12 protein-coding genes are annotated in these 16,605 nt (G+C 37.7%); 2 read left to right on the top strand and 10 right to left on the bottom strand.

Annotated elements, in window-relative coordinates:
* Window positions 1–70: 70 nt before the first annotated feature.
* Window positions 71–637, bottom strand: a complete 567-nt coding sequence (locus tag HC725_RS15975) for a hypothetical protein (RefSeq protein ID WP_190332861.1) — start codon at window positions 635–637, stop codon at window positions 71–73.
* Window positions 634–1,068: a hypothetical protein gene (locus HC725_RS15970; protein WP_190332860.1), complete on the bottom strand. Its 435-nt coding sequence runs from the start codon at window positions 1,066–1,068 to the stop codon at window positions 634–636. The genes HC725_RS15975 and HC725_RS15970 overlap by 4 nt, the downstream gene beginning before the upstream one ends.
* Window positions 1,069–3,876: 2,808 nt before the next feature.
* Here HC725_RS15970 and tnpB point away from each other — a divergent pair.
* The gene (gene tnpB, locus HC725_RS15965) at window positions 3,877–4,188 is read left to right on the top strand and encodes an IS66 family insertion sequence element accessory protein TnpB (RefSeq protein WP_190332859.1); all 312 of its coding nucleotides are present in this window, start codon (window positions 3,877–3,879) and stop codon (window positions 4,186–4,188) included.
* 122 nt (window positions 4,189–4,310) lie between these two features.
* Here the strand turns inward: tnpB and HC725_RS15960 are convergent, their stop codons facing one another.
* The 3 genes from HC725_RS15960 to mngA form a co-directional block, all read right to left on the bottom strand.
* On the bottom strand, window positions 4,311–4,577 hold the full coding sequence (locus HC725_RS15960; protein WP_190332858.1) for a hypothetical protein: 267 nt from the start codon (window positions 4,575–4,577) through the stop codon (window positions 4,311–4,313).
* Between the two features lie 1,110 nt (window positions 4,578–5,687).
* Entirely contained in the window at window positions 5,688–8,327 is a 2,640-nt protein-coding gene (gene mngB / locus HC725_RS15955) for a mannosylglycerate hydrolase (protein ID WP_190332857.1), read from the bottom strand.
* A gap of 142 nt (window positions 8,328–8,469) precedes the next feature.
* Window positions 8,470–10,401: a PTS 2-O-a-mannosyl-D-glycerate transporter subunit IIABC gene (mngA, locus tag HC725_RS15950; protein ID WP_190332856.1), complete on the bottom strand. Its 1,932-nt coding sequence runs from the start codon at window positions 10,399–10,401 to the stop codon at window positions 8,470–8,472.
* A 339-nt stretch (window positions 10,402–10,740) separates the two neighbouring features.
* On the opposite strand from mngA, the gene HC725_RS15945 reads away from it, so the two are divergent.
* Window positions 10,741–11,460: a GntR family transcriptional regulator gene (locus HC725_RS15945; RefSeq protein WP_190332855.1), complete on the top strand. Its 720-nt coding sequence runs from the start codon at window positions 10,741–10,743 to the stop codon at window positions 11,458–11,460.
* A gap of 299 nt (window positions 11,461–11,759) precedes the next feature.
* Here the strand turns inward: HC725_RS15945 and HC725_RS15940 are convergent, their stop codons facing one another.
* The 5 genes from HC725_RS15940 to HC725_RS16830 all read right to left on the bottom strand — a co-directional run bounded on the left by HC725_RS15940 (window position 11,760) and on the right by HC725_RS16830 (window position 16,520).
* Window positions 11,760–12,320, bottom strand: a complete 561-nt coding sequence (locus tag HC725_RS15940; RefSeq protein WP_190332854.1) for a sugar O-acetyltransferase — start codon at window positions 12,318–12,320, stop codon at window positions 11,760–11,762.
* Window positions 12,321–12,400: 80 nt separating this feature from the next.
* Window positions 12,401–13,879 carry a sucrose phosphorylase gene (gene gtfA, locus HC725_RS15935; protein ID WP_190332853.1) on the bottom strand — a complete coding sequence of 493 codons (1,479 nt, stop codon included), beginning with the start codon at window positions 13,877–13,879 and terminating at the stop codon, window positions 12,401–12,403.
* A gap of 52 nt (window positions 13,880–13,931) precedes the next feature.
* On the bottom strand, window positions 13,932–14,942 hold the full coding sequence (locus HC725_RS15930; RefSeq protein WP_190332852.1) for an OmpG porin family protein: 1,011 nt from the start codon (window positions 14,940–14,942) through the stop codon (window positions 13,932–13,934).
* A 184-nt stretch (window positions 14,943–15,126) separates the two neighbouring features.
* Complete coding sequence (locus HC725_RS15925) at window positions 15,127–16,260, bottom strand: ABC transporter ATP-binding protein (protein WP_190332851.1); 1,134 nt, start codon at window positions 16,258–16,260, stop codon at window positions 15,127–15,129.
* 86 nt (window positions 16,261–16,346) lie between these two features.
* Entirely contained in the window at window positions 16,347–16,520 is a 174-nt protein-coding gene (locus tag HC725_RS16830) for an HAD-IA family hydrolase (RefSeq protein WP_342365960.1), read from the bottom strand.
* Between the last annotated feature and the right edge of the window lie 85 nt (window positions 16,521–16,605).

Raw genomic sequence — 16,605 nt, 5'->3', positions numbered from 1 at the left:
TGGTTAACATAATCACCATCCAGTTTTGTTAAAACTGAATGATACCAAGTGGATCAATTTTCAATTGGTGTTAGTGGATCATTTTTGCACTGGTGGTGACATCTAAGAATTCGTAACCTACGAAACTAACTCCTATTGCGATGCTGCTAGTTAATAAAATTTTGGATGTCTCAATAGCAAACACTTGAACTACACCGCGATCATTTTTTTGTGCCTCACGCTCTAAACGCTTCGCTTCTTTCTTCGCTTGTTTAGTTTCTCTTCGTTCATTTATTTTTTGTTGTCGTTCATTCAGGCGAGCATGCTTTGCTTCGTTCTGTTCACGGCGTTTGTTCTCTCTGACAATTGCGCGTTGTTCAGAGCGACTAAGTTCACGATGTTGTTCTTCTTGAGGTTCATTCGTTGACGTTGAAGACAAGCTTTCGTTGTTGACGTCATTCGATTCTGTTTCATCAGTGATTACACTTTCGTTGCCTTCATCATCACGATGTTGTTGAACGTCTTCGTGCTCATGTTGCTCTTCGTTGGCTTCCGAGTTTTCAATTTCGTTTTCTTCTGGCTTCGTTCGTTCCGCAAACTGCATTACGTTCGTTTCCGATTCCATTTCGTTGAAATCCATTTTCTTCTTCGTCATCATTTCTTTCTCGCCTCTATGGAAATCTCACGACGAACTTGATCTACGTTCATCACATACGCATCACCAATCAGTGTTTCAATAATTTGTTCTACCGTTACCCGAAAGAACGAACGATTCACGAGCGGAACTTTCAATGAGTACAGCTTCAAAGTTTCTACATCTGTTTGTCTTAAGTCTTTCAGTGCAAATCCTGAAGAGTACAAAACGTAGTTAAGTGCTTGTCCCGTGTTAACGATTGAAGCAGGGATCTCAATTGAGATAACTTTGATGAGTGGGTTCTTCTGTTCATCATCTGTGTCGATGACAATCTGTGTGTATCCATCTAAGTTTTGTTTGTACTGCTTTGGAATTTCATTCGCTTGCCCCGAAGCAAAAGTGGAACCGCTCAAACTAAGCAATAGGAAAGCCAATTTTGGTTTGCATGTTTTCATTATCGAATCCGATTTAATTTCTGCTGTAACTACCCAATGTAGGTTTTAAAAAATGCGGCATAAAAATCTAAGCAGAAAAGATAACGAACTTTGTAGAGGGAATTTTCAGACAAAAAAAATCGGCCTCCTGAGAGGCCGATATGTGTCCAACAAATTTTAGTGGTCAAGTAAGCGGATTATGAAACTGCGATTTCACCGCTTCGCATGTAATTTGCCAAAGGCAATTAAGACCGACTTTTTTTCGAGGATCACTCACACAGAAAATATAGCATGTTTCAGGACGCTGAAAACAGGCATATATACTATCTATATATACTATATATATATAGGGAAAAACGTGAAAAATAAGGCGTAATTCAAGGCTGGTAGAAGTGCCCTTAAACGGAATTTAGATTAGTAATAGTTTTCAATGAATGTTGAATAATCAAGACACGACTCGGAATAACAGTATTTCCGTTCGGAGTCTAACGACTTTCCTATAGTAAATAATCCATTCCGTGTTAGACCTAACGATGATTCCGTTAGGCTTTAATCATTTTCCCATTAGACCTAATGCAAATATCATTAGAAATATTATATTTGCCATTAGACCTAACGATTTTATCGTTCGGTTTAATTGTTTAGCCGTTTGGCCTAATGTGAAATTCGTTAGGTTTAATTGTTTTCGCGTTTGACCTAATGGCTATTACGTTAGGTTTAGTCTCATGGAGGTTAGGAATAGTGGTCTGTGCATTATAAATAATGAATAACAAGTTAGGCGAAAGTCAGTAATATTGGCTTAAATGCCTTTTGCATTATGAATAATACATTAGCTACCTTTAATAGCGCCTTGGTCGTTAGGAATAACCTGAATAGCACTCGCTATAGTTCCTTTGTGGTTATGAATAGTCATTTAACTATGTGAATTAGTGAGGCAGGCATTAGTTTTAATGGCTTGCCCATTAGAAAGCTTAGTGGCTTTTATCGAAAAGTGACCAGCTCTGCCCTATAAATAGGCAGGTAAAGCAAGTTAGATTGGGTACGTTGTTCACTAAGAAATGAGAAGTATTTGTTAGATTTTTCTTTGAATAGGGAGTTCATCACCGACCATTTATAGATAAAAATGCTCAAATTTTTTGGGCTAAATTTTGTCGATTATCTGTTTTTTTGAAAAATATTTATACTTTTTCTGACCACTTTCCAGTGGTAAATCATCGAGTGAAAATTGGATTCCCTGTGCCACTTCATGAAGAATAAGTGGGGTACAAGTGTTTGAGCTTTTCCGTGAAAAGTGAGCAGAACGATGGATGAAAAGTTGTATCACAACTCAGAGAAATTGGTTTTTAATGATCACCAAAGCCATCTATCAAAAACAGTGTTTTGTGTTTTCTTTACAGCATGAAAGGCAAAAGTTGACCACTAGAATTCTAATCATTGAGGTAAAGTAAATCACATTTACGATGTTCGTAAACATGAACGTTAGCGTTATGAAATGAAGCATTTCTTTGTGGCTTTTGCTTTTCGGATCTTAAAAGTTTGTCATTCTTGTTCTAAATTATTCGGTTTGTTGTTGCTCCCATTGTGCCTTTAATGAGTGTTATAAATTTTGATTTATAGGATTTATGAACGAAGAAACTCGTCTTTCTTGCGTCGGGCAAAAAGATATTTACGAGAAAATTTCTGAGACGTATTGCTCATCATTTCATTCGATGCAGCGTCCAATGAATGCACTTTCGTCTATTTGTTCGAAGAGTTTAAGTGATTTTTTTTAGTTACATGCATGCACATTTGAGGTAATTAAACTTTGCGTTCGAGTAAAGGTTGGTGAAAAAATTAACCATCCAAGAGAAAGCTTTGAACAAAAAAATGCTTAACAGAGTGTCCCGATTTATGATCCCACCCCTCTCCTTTATCGATCTAATAAAAGATTTCTTAGCTTATTTTGTGACTCAAAAACCACCTTATAGTAGATTGAAAGTGTTCGAACCGTGCCATACAAAGGTGAGCAGGATGATGACCAAAATTTTTATCTGTGCGTAGATCAATACGTTTTTAGTGAGCGCTAGAACGTGCTTTCGAAGGCAGTGTATTGAGTTTTCATTGCTGCTTGAAAGGTAAAATGAATGTCATCATAATTCAATTCGTAGAGTTAAAGTGGTCGCTTTTACGATGTCTAATAACATGAACGATACGTTTGAAAGTAAATTATTTCGGCACTCAAAACCTGATTTGTGGCGCAGTACCACAACCCACTTAACATCACTTTCACGTTCTCAGATTGCATAATTAACTTTGTCGTGTGTGATAAGTTTAGCGAATGAAAGTTGCTTCCTTCGAGTCTTATATATGAGTGTAATGGCATACTATTTAGAGATACTTTGGCGGTGTGTTCGAGTGATGGTTGGTTTGGATAATTAACAAAACTAGAGACCTAGTGTGGCAACAAAGTTTGAAATTTACTTTTGGACACTAAACCTACGCTGGTTAACTCTTCTTCATTGGTGAATAGTAATGAAGTTGTAAGGTGGACATATTTCTTGGGGTAAAGAGCTCACCAGTCGTTTCATTCGAGCTTCAGCAAAGCGTCTAATTTGTTCTTCAAAGATCAAACCCACACCGTGATTGCTAATTGCATTTGGATGAAGAACGGTAATCGCAAAGCAATTTGTGACTTTGTAAACCAAATCCGCTTCTTCGGGGTTTCCTATGGTAGTGAAAAATCAAGTGCTCAAAAATCTCAAGAGCATTAGGGATAAATCATAATATTGAACTGATCGTACCGACAGCTACACAACCCTCTTACCCTGCAGAACTTATTTGAGCATTAACATGAAAAGAATGCTCAGCGCTCCCAATATTTATTTGTATCGAGAATATGCCTATTTTAGAAAATCCATTAATGGCTTTGTGGCCATTATCGAATCTGATACTAATTTCTCTTTAAGTTCAGGGACACTATTCCTGTTTACTAATAAGCAGCGCGATAAAATCAAAGTCTTATATTGGGATGAAACGGGATTTGGTTTTCGTATTACACCTAAAAATAATCCATTTTCGGGTATAGAGCTCGGTATTTGGGGCTCAATTTTTCGGAATACACCTATGATCAATCCATTTTTGGGTAAAAAGGAGGGACATTGAATGATTATGCAATTAGGGTACTGACAAATATTGCAAACTTAAGTGGATTAGAGTTTTTGTTCTAGCTAAATTTTGGGTATTTTTAATTTAGGAGATCAACTCCGCAACACAGGCATGGTGGTTTACAACTCATCAATATCTATGTCAATTTCTGGAGAGTTCTCTCGTTGCTTAACTACTTTGTGGTCTTGTTCACCCTCCTCAAATTCAATTCGGGAAGAGTCAAAAGCATAGGGTCGTTCAACTAGAAAATCGCTATCTGCCTTATCCGTATCTTCCGAATAAGTCCCCCAACTTTTTTCACTTGCAGTCGAGAGTTCATCAGTATGTGCAGTATGACTTGTTAATTCTTCTAAAAGGTCTTTTTCTGACAACCGTTTTTTACTCATAATTTACTTCTCAATTCAAAAGTGACTTTAGATAATTTATAGCATCATGATTAGCTATCAATTAGCACTGAAATAAGGAATGGGACAAAAACCATGTTAGTAAAAAGTTTCATTCGTTTGAAATTTCGTAAATAGCTTCAACCTTAAATGTACTTAGAAAAAATGAGTCCTATGAGCTTAATTAATTGCATTATTAGCAACCTTCAATATAGCCTTTATTGTAAACTTGAAGCAAAGCTTTTCTAGTTTTCACACTAGTAATCAAATCATTTATTGGTATTTTGCTTTACAATTGAAACGTTATTTATCAAAAGCTTAATAAAAAATAAGCTTGATTTTTTCGATTGTAAACCTTGAGGTTAACAATCAGGAAGTTTGCTGCTTCTGTCATTGTATTGGATAGTCTATCGTACAGTATTTGTGATCTGAGCATCATCGCTCATAGAGTATATTAACATGGCATGATGCTCTACATGATGATGATCCAACCCTAGATTAGAGAATGTCACAATGCTCCGTGCACTAAAGATTTTGATATGAAAAAGTCTAAATTTCGAACTTCAGAATGAGCGAACCACTTTCATGAGTCGTAACGCGCCCTTTGAGTGATCACACCACTTTCGTGTAAACACACAAAAAAGTACCATACATTAATAACTGTAACCTATCGATATCATTATTATTGTCACTTTTTGAATATCTAAAAAGTATCATACTTCTGATTGTTATCTGAAAGAAGCAGTAAAAATATAATACAAAAAAGTATCATACTGAAAGATACATTGATTCTACTAAGTACTAGTCCCGGCTTGGCTATCAACTCGTTTTGTATAGATTAAAAACCTTCTTAACACTGATAACGTCACACATTGATGTATCTATAATCTATTCTTTAGTATTAAAATGAATTGGTAATCATTCCCTTCAAAAAATATAGTATTTGTAGCGGTGTTAGGACACTTTAACATCATCAAAACTGGTCTAATGTGTAAAATATCATTAACTAATTAATGATATTTAAGTACATTGTCACGTAGACACCAAGCCATCTACATCTACACTCTTAAAGTAGCAATGTTGTTAACAACATCGCCACTTTAGATCCCATGACTAAATTTTCACTTGGAATGTTTTAACCTGACACGGATTCAAGCGTCCAAATGTTTGAGTCTCTACATGATTATCACGCACTCTTTCATCAAGACTCGCCTCCTTCCATGAGGTGACTTCTGGTGTAAAGCAGATCTTATCTTCAATTGCAGAATTTTCTGAAGGGTTGTACATACGCAAAATGAGCGCCTCTTCATCTTCTGCTTTTTTCAGAACACTTAACACTGCACCCGATTGGCTTTTATTCAGTAATGAATAAGTTAATGGCTTGTCTTGAGCTCCAACGTTCAGCTTCATTGCGTTATATGGGATTTTGTTATAACACTCAATTAGCGTCACATTATCACGAGCTTCTGCCATGATATTCGCTTCAACATGATTACCTGCGAAGCCAAACAGTGCAAACTCACAAACAATTTTTCCACGCGTTTGAGAGTCTGGCGTTGGGATTTTAATGCCAGAAGGTCGACCAGGACGAAGCAATAACTCTTCTTTCCCTAAAACCCCAATACCGCGCAATAACGTTAAAGCAAACGTATCACGTTCTTCATTACCTTTAGAAGAAATCACTTCGAATTCACGCAGGCCATTTGTCATCACTGCCATACCACCAGTTGAGTTTTCAACAGCAGCAAAGTTCATTAATTGATAAACAGGCACAGGTGCTTCTTTCCATTTCTCTTGTTCCCATACTTCCATTGCTGGATCATTCGTTGGGCGAGTAATAAGGCCAAATTGGTTATCTGCGACCACTTCTTTTGACACAAACGGCGTTGGAATAAGTACACGAACGCGGTGATCATCGGCCTGATTATCCAGCTCCATACGAACTTCAATACGGCGAGAGCCATCCTTAAGTACCACTTGGCAATCCACATCCACAAAACCTGCTTGCCCAGTACGTTCTTCACGTTCTTGTAGATTTTCAGGAACATCCATTCGTAGTTGGATTGTCGCCACAGATTGAAAACCTTCATGCTTGATAGTGGTTTGAGCTTTAAACTCATCTGAATACAATAACCACTCTTTGCGAGAAGGCGAATAATCATATTCATCACCATCATCAGAACCATCTTCAATACGAAGTACTTGGTCAAATGACATTTCGGTTTCTTTATCAAAAATCGTTAATGTGCCGTTATCATTCACATTGATACGATAAAACTCATTTTCTAATACATGATCTTTCTGCTCTACCGGTTTGTGGCAGCCTTTAGCACCGGCTTCAATGTGGAGTGTGGTAAAGCCCATTGCTGGAATAGCGTGTTTCACTTGAATGTCGTATTCAATAAATGGGTCGTAATTACCGTAGTGAACAATCTGACGATCAATTTTCCCAGGATCGATAATGCGCTGATCTTGAATGAAGTATTCAACTTGATTACCAGTTTCATCAAACAGATTAAATTCGTTAGCGCGGATAGTAATGGTCGTGTTAATCACTTCTTCACGTTGATAAGGTGATAGATTGAAGAAAGCTAATTTGTCACAACCTTCGCGCGCAGGCATGTGATCCACAATTTTACGCTTGTAGAAACGAATCAGGTTTGTTGCCATATCGTCAGCCAAAATGTAACGATTTAGAATTTCAGCGTGTACCTTATCGGAACAGCAACAACCAATAGAATCATGAGCATGGTTTTTCATACTCTCTTTCCACATTTTTTCAATTAGGCCGTGGTGATATTCAAAACCTAATGACCATGCGATTGAGGCTAAAGGCTCAAGGATATTAACGATCTTATTTTCAACTTCGGCATGAATCAGTTTAATGTCCATGCGAGTAGAAGAAATCGTACGGTGAACTCGCATATATTTACCATCATTAAATTCACCTTTGATGACATCTAAGTTGTCACGCTCTTCACGAATACGATCAAATACTTCTTCAAAGCGGCTCATCTTGAATTCACGATCTGGGTAAATTTCTCGCAATTTATCCATGACTTCAAAGATATCTTTTTGAATTGGCATCTGATCGTGACCATTTGGCAATAAAATATCTTTGGTCACTGATGGTTTTTCCAATACTGGGAAATATTTATCTAGACGAGCTCGTAAACCTTCTTCATCTTGAGGCAAATATTTACCAATCGCATAACCAAGAGGTAGAACTTGCGCCATCACCTCTGAGCCATCATTTGATTGCCATAAAAACTCGGTTTTGTTCGTACCATGACGCTCTGAACAACCACGCCAGAACATTGCTGTGTCGATATCGAAGCCATTATAAATCATAGGTAATTGCGAACTCATAGAGAATGAGTCTGGTAGGTAACCAATCTTCATTGGTTGACCTAACTCAAGGCAATCGCGCATACCATAAAGCATGTTACGAACAATAGATTCACCCGAAACTTGCATCGTATCTGTCTGAGAGTACCAAGGGCCGACAATCAATTTACCCGCTTCTGCCAGTGCTTTAACACGCTGCTTATTTTCTGGTTTGATGGCAAAGTAATCTTCTAGTACCGCCGTTTGGCCATCAAGAACATAATATTTATAGTCTGGATCGCTTTCCAGACGTTGCATAATTTCTTCCATGTTGTTCACAAGCAGAATACGTGATTCTTCTGTCGTGAAATACCATTCACGATCCCAGTGCATGTGCGGTGTAATATGAACGCGTGATGTAGTCATTGTTGTTACCTTTAGAAGCTATTTGTCTTTTATCGTCAAATAGAGAATTAATTGGTTATCAAAATAATATTTTGTTTGAATTGAGGCACAGTCATTGAGATTGTGCCTCCTTCCTTACTTATGAGTTTAAAGTTAGAGTCCGTTAAGCCGCTGTCTTGGTTTGAAACTTACCTTTTTTGATAGCGTGTCCACGCCATATCAACAATGTGATAGTGGAAATAACCGTGCCTATCAGCGCAGATCCAAACCAAATCCCTGCAGCCATAAAGCTACCAATTCCAGCATCGTGCAGAAGGAAAATAGAGAAGATACCGGCTCCAGGCGTTGACAAGCCAATACCTGCAGCACCAACCATTGCACCAGTGACGACAGAGCCTAAAAGAAATGAACCAATAACGCGGATTGGATCATCAATCGCCATAGGTATCGCCCCTTCCGTAATACCAGCAAGACCAAGCAACCATGTCGATTTTCCTGTTTCAATTTCAAAGTCTTTGAATAAACGCGGAGCAATCATAGTTGAAGCGGTTACCGTAAATGCTGATACCATTTTTACGGAACCAAAGATGGCATAAGGACCGTAAACACCATTTGCCATCGCTCCCAAGCAGAATGCATAAGCCGCTTTGTTGACAGGGCCACCAAGGTCAAAAGAAACAAAGAACCCTAAAATTGCACCGAGCAGCAATGCATTGGTTCCTGACATACCGTTCAACCAATCCGTTAATCCTTGGTTTAACATGGCAACAGGTTTGCCTATAACAAACAGCATCAAAGAGCCAGCAACTAAAGTACCGATCACTGGGTATAAGTAGAAAGTTAAAAAGCCATTAAAAGCTGGCCCTAAACGAACGTTTTGTTTTACCCAGCGCATGACATAGCCAGCGATCAAGCCACCAACAACACCACCAAGGAAACCAGAGCCAATCAGGTTAGCGGCAATACCAGCAGCAAAGCCCGGGCCTAAAGCAGGTTTATCCGCTAATGAATAAGCAGTATAGGCCGCAAGCACTGGTACCATTAACGTTCCAAGTAACCCACCACCAAGTTTACGATACATCCATAACCAAGAATCTTGCGTTGCATAGAGTTCTTGCAAGCCAAAAATTTGTGCTATAAGAACCGCAACGGCAAGCACGGTTCCCCCAGCGACAATCAGAGGAACGGCATAAGAGATACCAGACAATAAGGCTTGTTTAAGCTCTGTTTTCAATGGTAATTTCTTCGGTCCATCATCGGTTGCAATAGTGGCATCAGAGCCACGTCCGGCCTTTCCTGCTTCAATAGCATCATTAAGAATGCGTTCTGAATGCTTAATTGGCTCAGCAACCGGTACTTCTACCCGAGGGATCCCTTGAAAGCGCTCGACTTCTTTAATCGCAACTTCAGCGGCAAAAACGACAGCAGTGGCACTATTTAATTGATCGGAAGTTAAACGGCCTTCAATACCATTGGCACCTTGTTTTTCTACATAAACTTTATAACCTAGCTTTTTACCTGCTTTTTCAAGGTACTCCGCAGCCATATAGGTATGAGCAATACCAGCAGGACAAGCAGTAACCGCAACAATTATTGGTGCGTCTACACTAGCCTCTTCTTGTTCTGATTCTTCAGACTCTTCATCATTACTTAATAGAGCCATAATTTGTTCTACATTTGTAGCATTGAGAACGGCTTCTCGAACCTCATCATCAACCAAGGTCGTTGTCAGCTCAGTTAATAATTGCATATGAGTAGAACCCGCTTCCGCATTTGGAATCGCAATCAAGAAGATTAAATTGACCTCTTCTTCTTCATCCAACCCTTGCCACTTTAAATCTTCTTTTAATGTCGCAACGGCAAATGCAGCTTCTTTTACTGCATCCGTTTTACCATGAGGCACTGCCAAACCTTCACCTAAGGCTGTTGGCCCTTGCTCTTCACGTGCGTAAACTGCATGCAGATATTCATCCTTACTATGCAGTTTTCCTTGTTGATATAATTGTTCTGCAAGTGTCTCTATCGCCTCGTTACGACTTGTAAATGTCGTTTGTAATGTAATAAGCGATGGATTAGTTAGAGATGTCAAGTTCATAACGTTTATCCCAAGTTCTCAATGTTTCAGCTGCCTGATTATTGACAGCATATTCGTACTACCCCGAAACCAAATAATACCTATTTAATACAAATAAAATGTGACCAATATCGAATTAAGCAAACAATATGTATTACTTTTGTATTATTTCTTTTTAACATTTTCAAACTAATACTTGTTTTACCAAGCTTGAATCGTATTATACTCGTTATAAAATGAAGACTTATTGATACTCGTAAACCATTGAAGTAATTTAAAACATAACGATAATATTCTTAAGGTACTTCTCAATTAAATGTATTGTTTTTTAATACACTTTTATTATAAATAGAGGTTGTGATGGCAAGATTGCCAATGTACCGTCAAATTGCAGATGCTATTCGTGAGAAAATAAGCTCAGGTGAGTATAAGGTCGGTGAGGCACTTCCAACTGAAGCTCAGTTGCGTGAAGAATTTTCAGTAAGCCGTGTCACCGTTAGGCAAGCACTTAAACTATTAATCGAAAGCGGTGAATTAGAAAGTATTCAAGGCAGCGGTACATATGTAAAAGAAAGCAAAGTAAACTATGACATTGACCAACAAAGTAGCTTTGCAGAAAAGTGGGCGCACTTAGAAGGACTCACTCATAGTCATGTTCTCGCATTCGAAATCCAACCAGCCTCTCTCAGTATTGCCGACCTTCTTGAGGTTAGTGAAAATGAGATGGTATTTTATATCAAACGAGTTCGTTTCTTAAATGACGAGCCTATTACGGTTGAAGAAACATGGATGCCAACTGAAATGTTCCCAGACCTCACTTACCAGGTCATGCAAGGTTCTAAATACGACTACATTGAAAAGCAAAAAGGCTTAATGATAGATAGGAGTGAGCAAGAGCTGATCCCGATCTTACCTCCAAAAAACATAGCGAAACTGCTTAATATTGATGCTGCATTACCGATTATTGAAAAACGTACTCGTGGCCATTTACACGATGACACCGTTTTCGAATACAGCCGTAATTATTTCACAACCAATAATTATAAATTCAAACTTACTGCGAAACGTCAACGTAAGTAGAGCTACTTTAACCTTTCATAACCTTGAGGCTAAAACTACGAATAATGGGGCCGTTTATTATTAATATGACCACTGACCAATTATGTCTCGTCGTATATCTGTCAAACTATAAAAATGCTCGTAGCCTTAATATCAACGTTGCCGAAGTAAAAAAGCTTCCGAGCGTTTCATCTGAATAATAAGTAAATTTCGACACCATTGGCAGCCTAAAACTTAATTATTCTCAGTTTTGAGTTGCTAAAATTTTGGAACATATAAAACTAGAAAGATCTTTTGAGCGACAACTAATGTAATCATATCTAGCTAGGTATAACTACTTTCAAAACTTTTGCGGGAACTCCCCCAATAACAACATTACTGCCAAAACTTTTGGTAACTACGCTTCCTGATGCTACAACAACATTATCCCCCAAAGTCACCCCGGGATTTATAACAGCATGACCACCAATCCAGCAATTATTTCCAATAGTAACGGCTTCCGCAAACTCAATACCACTGCACCGTTCTACAGGATCGATTGGATGAGTTGCGGTATAAATTCCAACATGTGGGCCTAACATGCAATTATCACCAAAAGTAACTTCTGCACAATCTAAAATTACACAACCAAAATTTGCAAAAAAATTATTTCCTACTCTAATATTAAGACCATAATCACAACGAAAGTCAGGCCTAATAACGACATTATCACCAATACTTCCTAGCAAAGACGTTAATATTTCGTCACTTTTCACTCTATCATTGTAATAATAATGATTGTATTCACTTGCCAACCGTCCGGCTTTTTCATTCAAAATAACCAACTTATGATCACTTGGATTATAGGGCAAACCGGAAACCATTTTCTCTAATTCTTCCATTCAATTCATCCCAGTTAATATATAAAAACCTTGATAGCTTGATAATCACCTTAAGTATAAGCCGATAAATATATCAAAAATTAAAAACTGCCATTGGCAAGTTCGTTTAAATCATATTCAACATGGTTATCTCCATGTTGAATCATAATAAACCCCGTTGATTTACTTAAATCCAAACACAACTCTGCAAGAGAACAATCATTATTCCAAGTTATCATGAGGTTATGACCTTTACCTTTAACCACCATATCACCATTAAAAGCGTTGGAAGAATTTCTAATTTCAATCAGTTTAATTAGCCCTTTAACAACTGGTTTTGATAACTGCTCGTAGATATTGTCTAGTGTTAAATGAGGTCTGTTTATATCTCTACCTACATTAGTTTTCTCTAGTAGTTGCATATCATTACACATTGCTAATAAACCGCCATAATATACTTGAGGTACTCCGGGGCTAAAAAACTGTATTGCTCTCGAAAATATATAACTAACATTATCACGACCAACAGCATCATAATAAGTGCAGTTAACTTGATATAAATCCACATTAGATGCGGCATCACCGGTTGCTTTTCGGCTTTGATTCAAGCTTTTTGCATGTATAGTCTCAACTAAGTTATCAATTTCAACAGGTGTTAAAAGACCAGGTTTATCACCATCTGACCCCACATCAATAATGCCAATCCCATCGTGAGTATCAAGAACCGTTAAGCAGTTTTTAGGTGCAATTTTCAACCATTTTACTAGCGCATCTACGTTGTTATTAAATAAGCTATGTAAAATTAATGGTGGCAATGCAAAATCATATACGCGATTAACTTTATTGGCCACATCAACTTGGGTTTCATAATGACTATGGATCTCAGCAATAGTCTCCATACCTAAATCATTTGCGCGCTGAGACAGTTTAGCTATAAATTCAAAAGCTTCACTTGTCATAAAACAACTTGTATTAGCTCTTTTAATCGCGTAACCCGCAGCATCAAGGCGTATAATTTTAACTCCATTCTCAGAAAATAAGTTTAATATTTTTTCAAGATATTCCTCGCCAGCTTCGGACTCAACGTTAATATCTATTTGATTATCTGTAAATGTTGTCCAAAAATTAACCGCCTCGCCTGATTTTAATTTTTTCTCTGTAAAGCAACTACCAGGACGAGGTCTGTATATGTTATTGGATTGTTCACTTGTGATTCCATTTGGAAAAACATCTTTTTCTTTCAAAAACATTGTCCAATATTTAGATTCCCTTCCTTTGTCCAATACATCTTTAAACTCTAATGAATCAGCTGACACATGGTTAACAATTAAATCTGCCATAATTTCAGTTTTGTTACTGAGCGATTTTATACCACCCCAATCGCCAAGCCTTCTATCAACCATTCCATGGTCAATTGGGTCAAACCCAGCATCGCTTCCATCAATAGGAAAGTAGAAAGGTAATAAATGCACCCCAGAAAAAATATCACCAAATGTTTCTGTTAATATTTTTGATAAATCATCAATATTTCCACCAGACAATCTGTCTACATATGTTATTAGTTGTACTTTATTTTCCATGAAAACATTAGCCTCATATTTTTTATTTTAAATTTCCCGATAATACTTATGATTAAAAAGTGTAGTTAACGCCGGCAATAAACAAAGGAATATAACCATCAAGCTTATCTCGTTCTGGACCACTTTCTATATCTAATTTTTTGTAACTCACTTCTCCAAACATTCTCCAGTTTTTAGACAACGGATAGTTTGCAGACACTCCTATCTTTGCATAGTCTTCAGTCCACAAATGTGCATTATCGGCATTACGTTCTTTTTCAAATGAGCCAAACTCTCCCCAAATTGATGCTGATAATTTACCCCAGTTGTACCAGACCCCTGGTTTAATAATCCATTCCGTTTCTGTCTCTTCATAGCCATCTTTAGCATTCCACTCTCCAACTTGGTATCTAAAATTTAACCATGCACCTGAGTTATCTGATATTCTATAGCCAAAGCCCGGCTCGACTTCCCAATATGGAAAATCGCCTGTTCCCCTTTTATATTCGACGTGATAGAGACCATAACCATGAATATCTAAACTTTCTGTTAACTGATAAGATCCAAATATTTTTGCCTCTGGTGTCGTTCTTTCATCGATACTCTCTCCAGCAAGTTTTAATCCCCAACCAATGTTAGCAGTTGAGAAATTATAACTACGATTGACAAAAATTTCTTGAATCGCATTAACCCCTCTATCATATTTTGCATGTTTCAAATTACCGCTAAATAATTCTTCTCGGCCAGAATAAAAACCAAAATCCCAACCTGGTAAATCATCATGATAAAAATTCCCTTGTAGCAAGGTATATTTTATTTTACCTTCATTTACACCGTCATCCCTGATCGTTCTTTCTATCTCAACATTTGTTCCAAATGTCCCATGAAATTTATTTTCGGTCTCTTCTTCCTCTTCTCCTACCTCCAATGCAGATAGAATTTCAGCCTTTGAGTAATCAGTTTTTAGTTTTTCTATTTGTTTATAAAAATCCTCATCTGATTTAGGCTTAATTTCAGATGAAAATACATATCCAGAAAGAAAGAAACTAAAAGCAATAGAAAGAGCTAGTGATTTTATTTTCATTACAACTTCCTTATTAATTATTATTTATTATTTATTAATTAGCACTTAGTGTTCTCAATAAAAAAACAGTCATCAAGGTGGTACTTGAAATTATCTTATACCTAAATTTTTAATGTAGTTATCCTAAGGCCCACCATTGCGACGGGCTTTTTATTTAATGGATAATATTTTTATATATGCCGAATTAAATCGCTTGTTTAATTTTGGGGGCTGGCGTAATCAAATCATTTAATGTCATACTACGTTTGAACGCATGACCCTTACTATTAAATAAATGACATTTCTCCGATGGAACTCTAATATTTAAACGCTGCCCGATTTTCACATGCATAGTTCCCGGAACACGGACCAACACCTCTTGACCACCGCGTACAAGTGTTGTGTATAACAAAGATTCGGTACCTAGCCGTTCGAAGCCTTCAACAATTACACCCACACCTTCTTCATCTAGGTGAATATCTTCAGGGCGAATACCAATTGTCATCAAAGCACCTTCCGTGGCATTCTTTGCGTTTACACCCGCTTCAAAGGTATAATCTCCAACTTCCACTATCGCTTTTTCATCATTCGCTGAAATCAGAGTTGCTGGTAACAAGTTCATTTTTGGCGAACCAATAAAACCTGCAACAAATAATGTTTGTGGGAAATAGTATAGCTCTAGTGGCGAGCCAACCTGTTCAACGATACCAGCACGAAGTACCACTATTTTATCGGCAAGAGTCATTGCTTCGACTTGATCATGAGTTACGTAAATCACAGTGGATTTGAGTTTTTTGTGGTATTCAGCGAGCTGTAAACGCATACGAACACGAAGTGATGCATCTAGGTTTGATAATGGTTCATCCAATAGAAACAATTTTGGATTGCGGACAATCGCACGACCAATAGCTACACGCTGTCGCTGCCCTCCCGATAATTGACTTGGTTTTTGTTTTAGAAGGTTTGTCAGCTCAAGCATTCCTGCAACCTGCCGCACTGCAAAATCAATTTCTTCTTTAGTTTTTTTCGCCAACTTTAAACCAAAAGCTATATTTTCAAAGACTGTCATATGGGGATAAAGAGCATAAGATTGGAATACCATTCCAATCCCACGATCCGTTGGTGAAAGGTTATTAACTACCTCGCCATCTAAATACATATCTCCTGATGAAATCTCTTCTAAACCTGCAACCATGCGAAGCATAGTTGATTTACCACAACCTGATGGCCCAACGAATACCGTAAATTCACCGTCTTCAATAGTCAGATTGGCATCCTTGATAATATGTGCACCATCAGGATAAACTTTATTAATATTCTTCAGTTCTAAACGCGCCATTTTTCTACCTATAATTTCTTAAGGGTCTAGCCTTTAGGTAACGAGGGGTAGTACAACTGTGCTCCCCCCACGATACTTATTTGGGATTAGCCTAGGATGTCAGCTAGGTTCATGTCTTTGGTATCATCGAAACGCCATGTAGCATGACCAACACGGTCTCTAGGACCTATGCCTACGACGCGCATGCCCGCCTCTTTCGCTGCATCTACACCAGCTTGTGCATCTTCAACTACGATACATTCTGTAGTGGCATAGTAAATTTGGCCACCTAATTAGAGGTGATATAATCACCTCATATATTAATAGGTGACAACTATGACAAAGCATACAAGACCAACTTTTAGC

Source organism: Vibrio sp. S17_S38 (assembly GCF_014694375.1).
Lineage (GTDB): Bacteria > Pseudomonadota > Gammaproteobacteria > Enterobacterales > Vibrionaceae > Vibrio.
The sequence above is the reverse complement of the archived record's forward strand: the minus strand, read 5'-3'. Positions and strand labels throughout refer to the sequence as shown.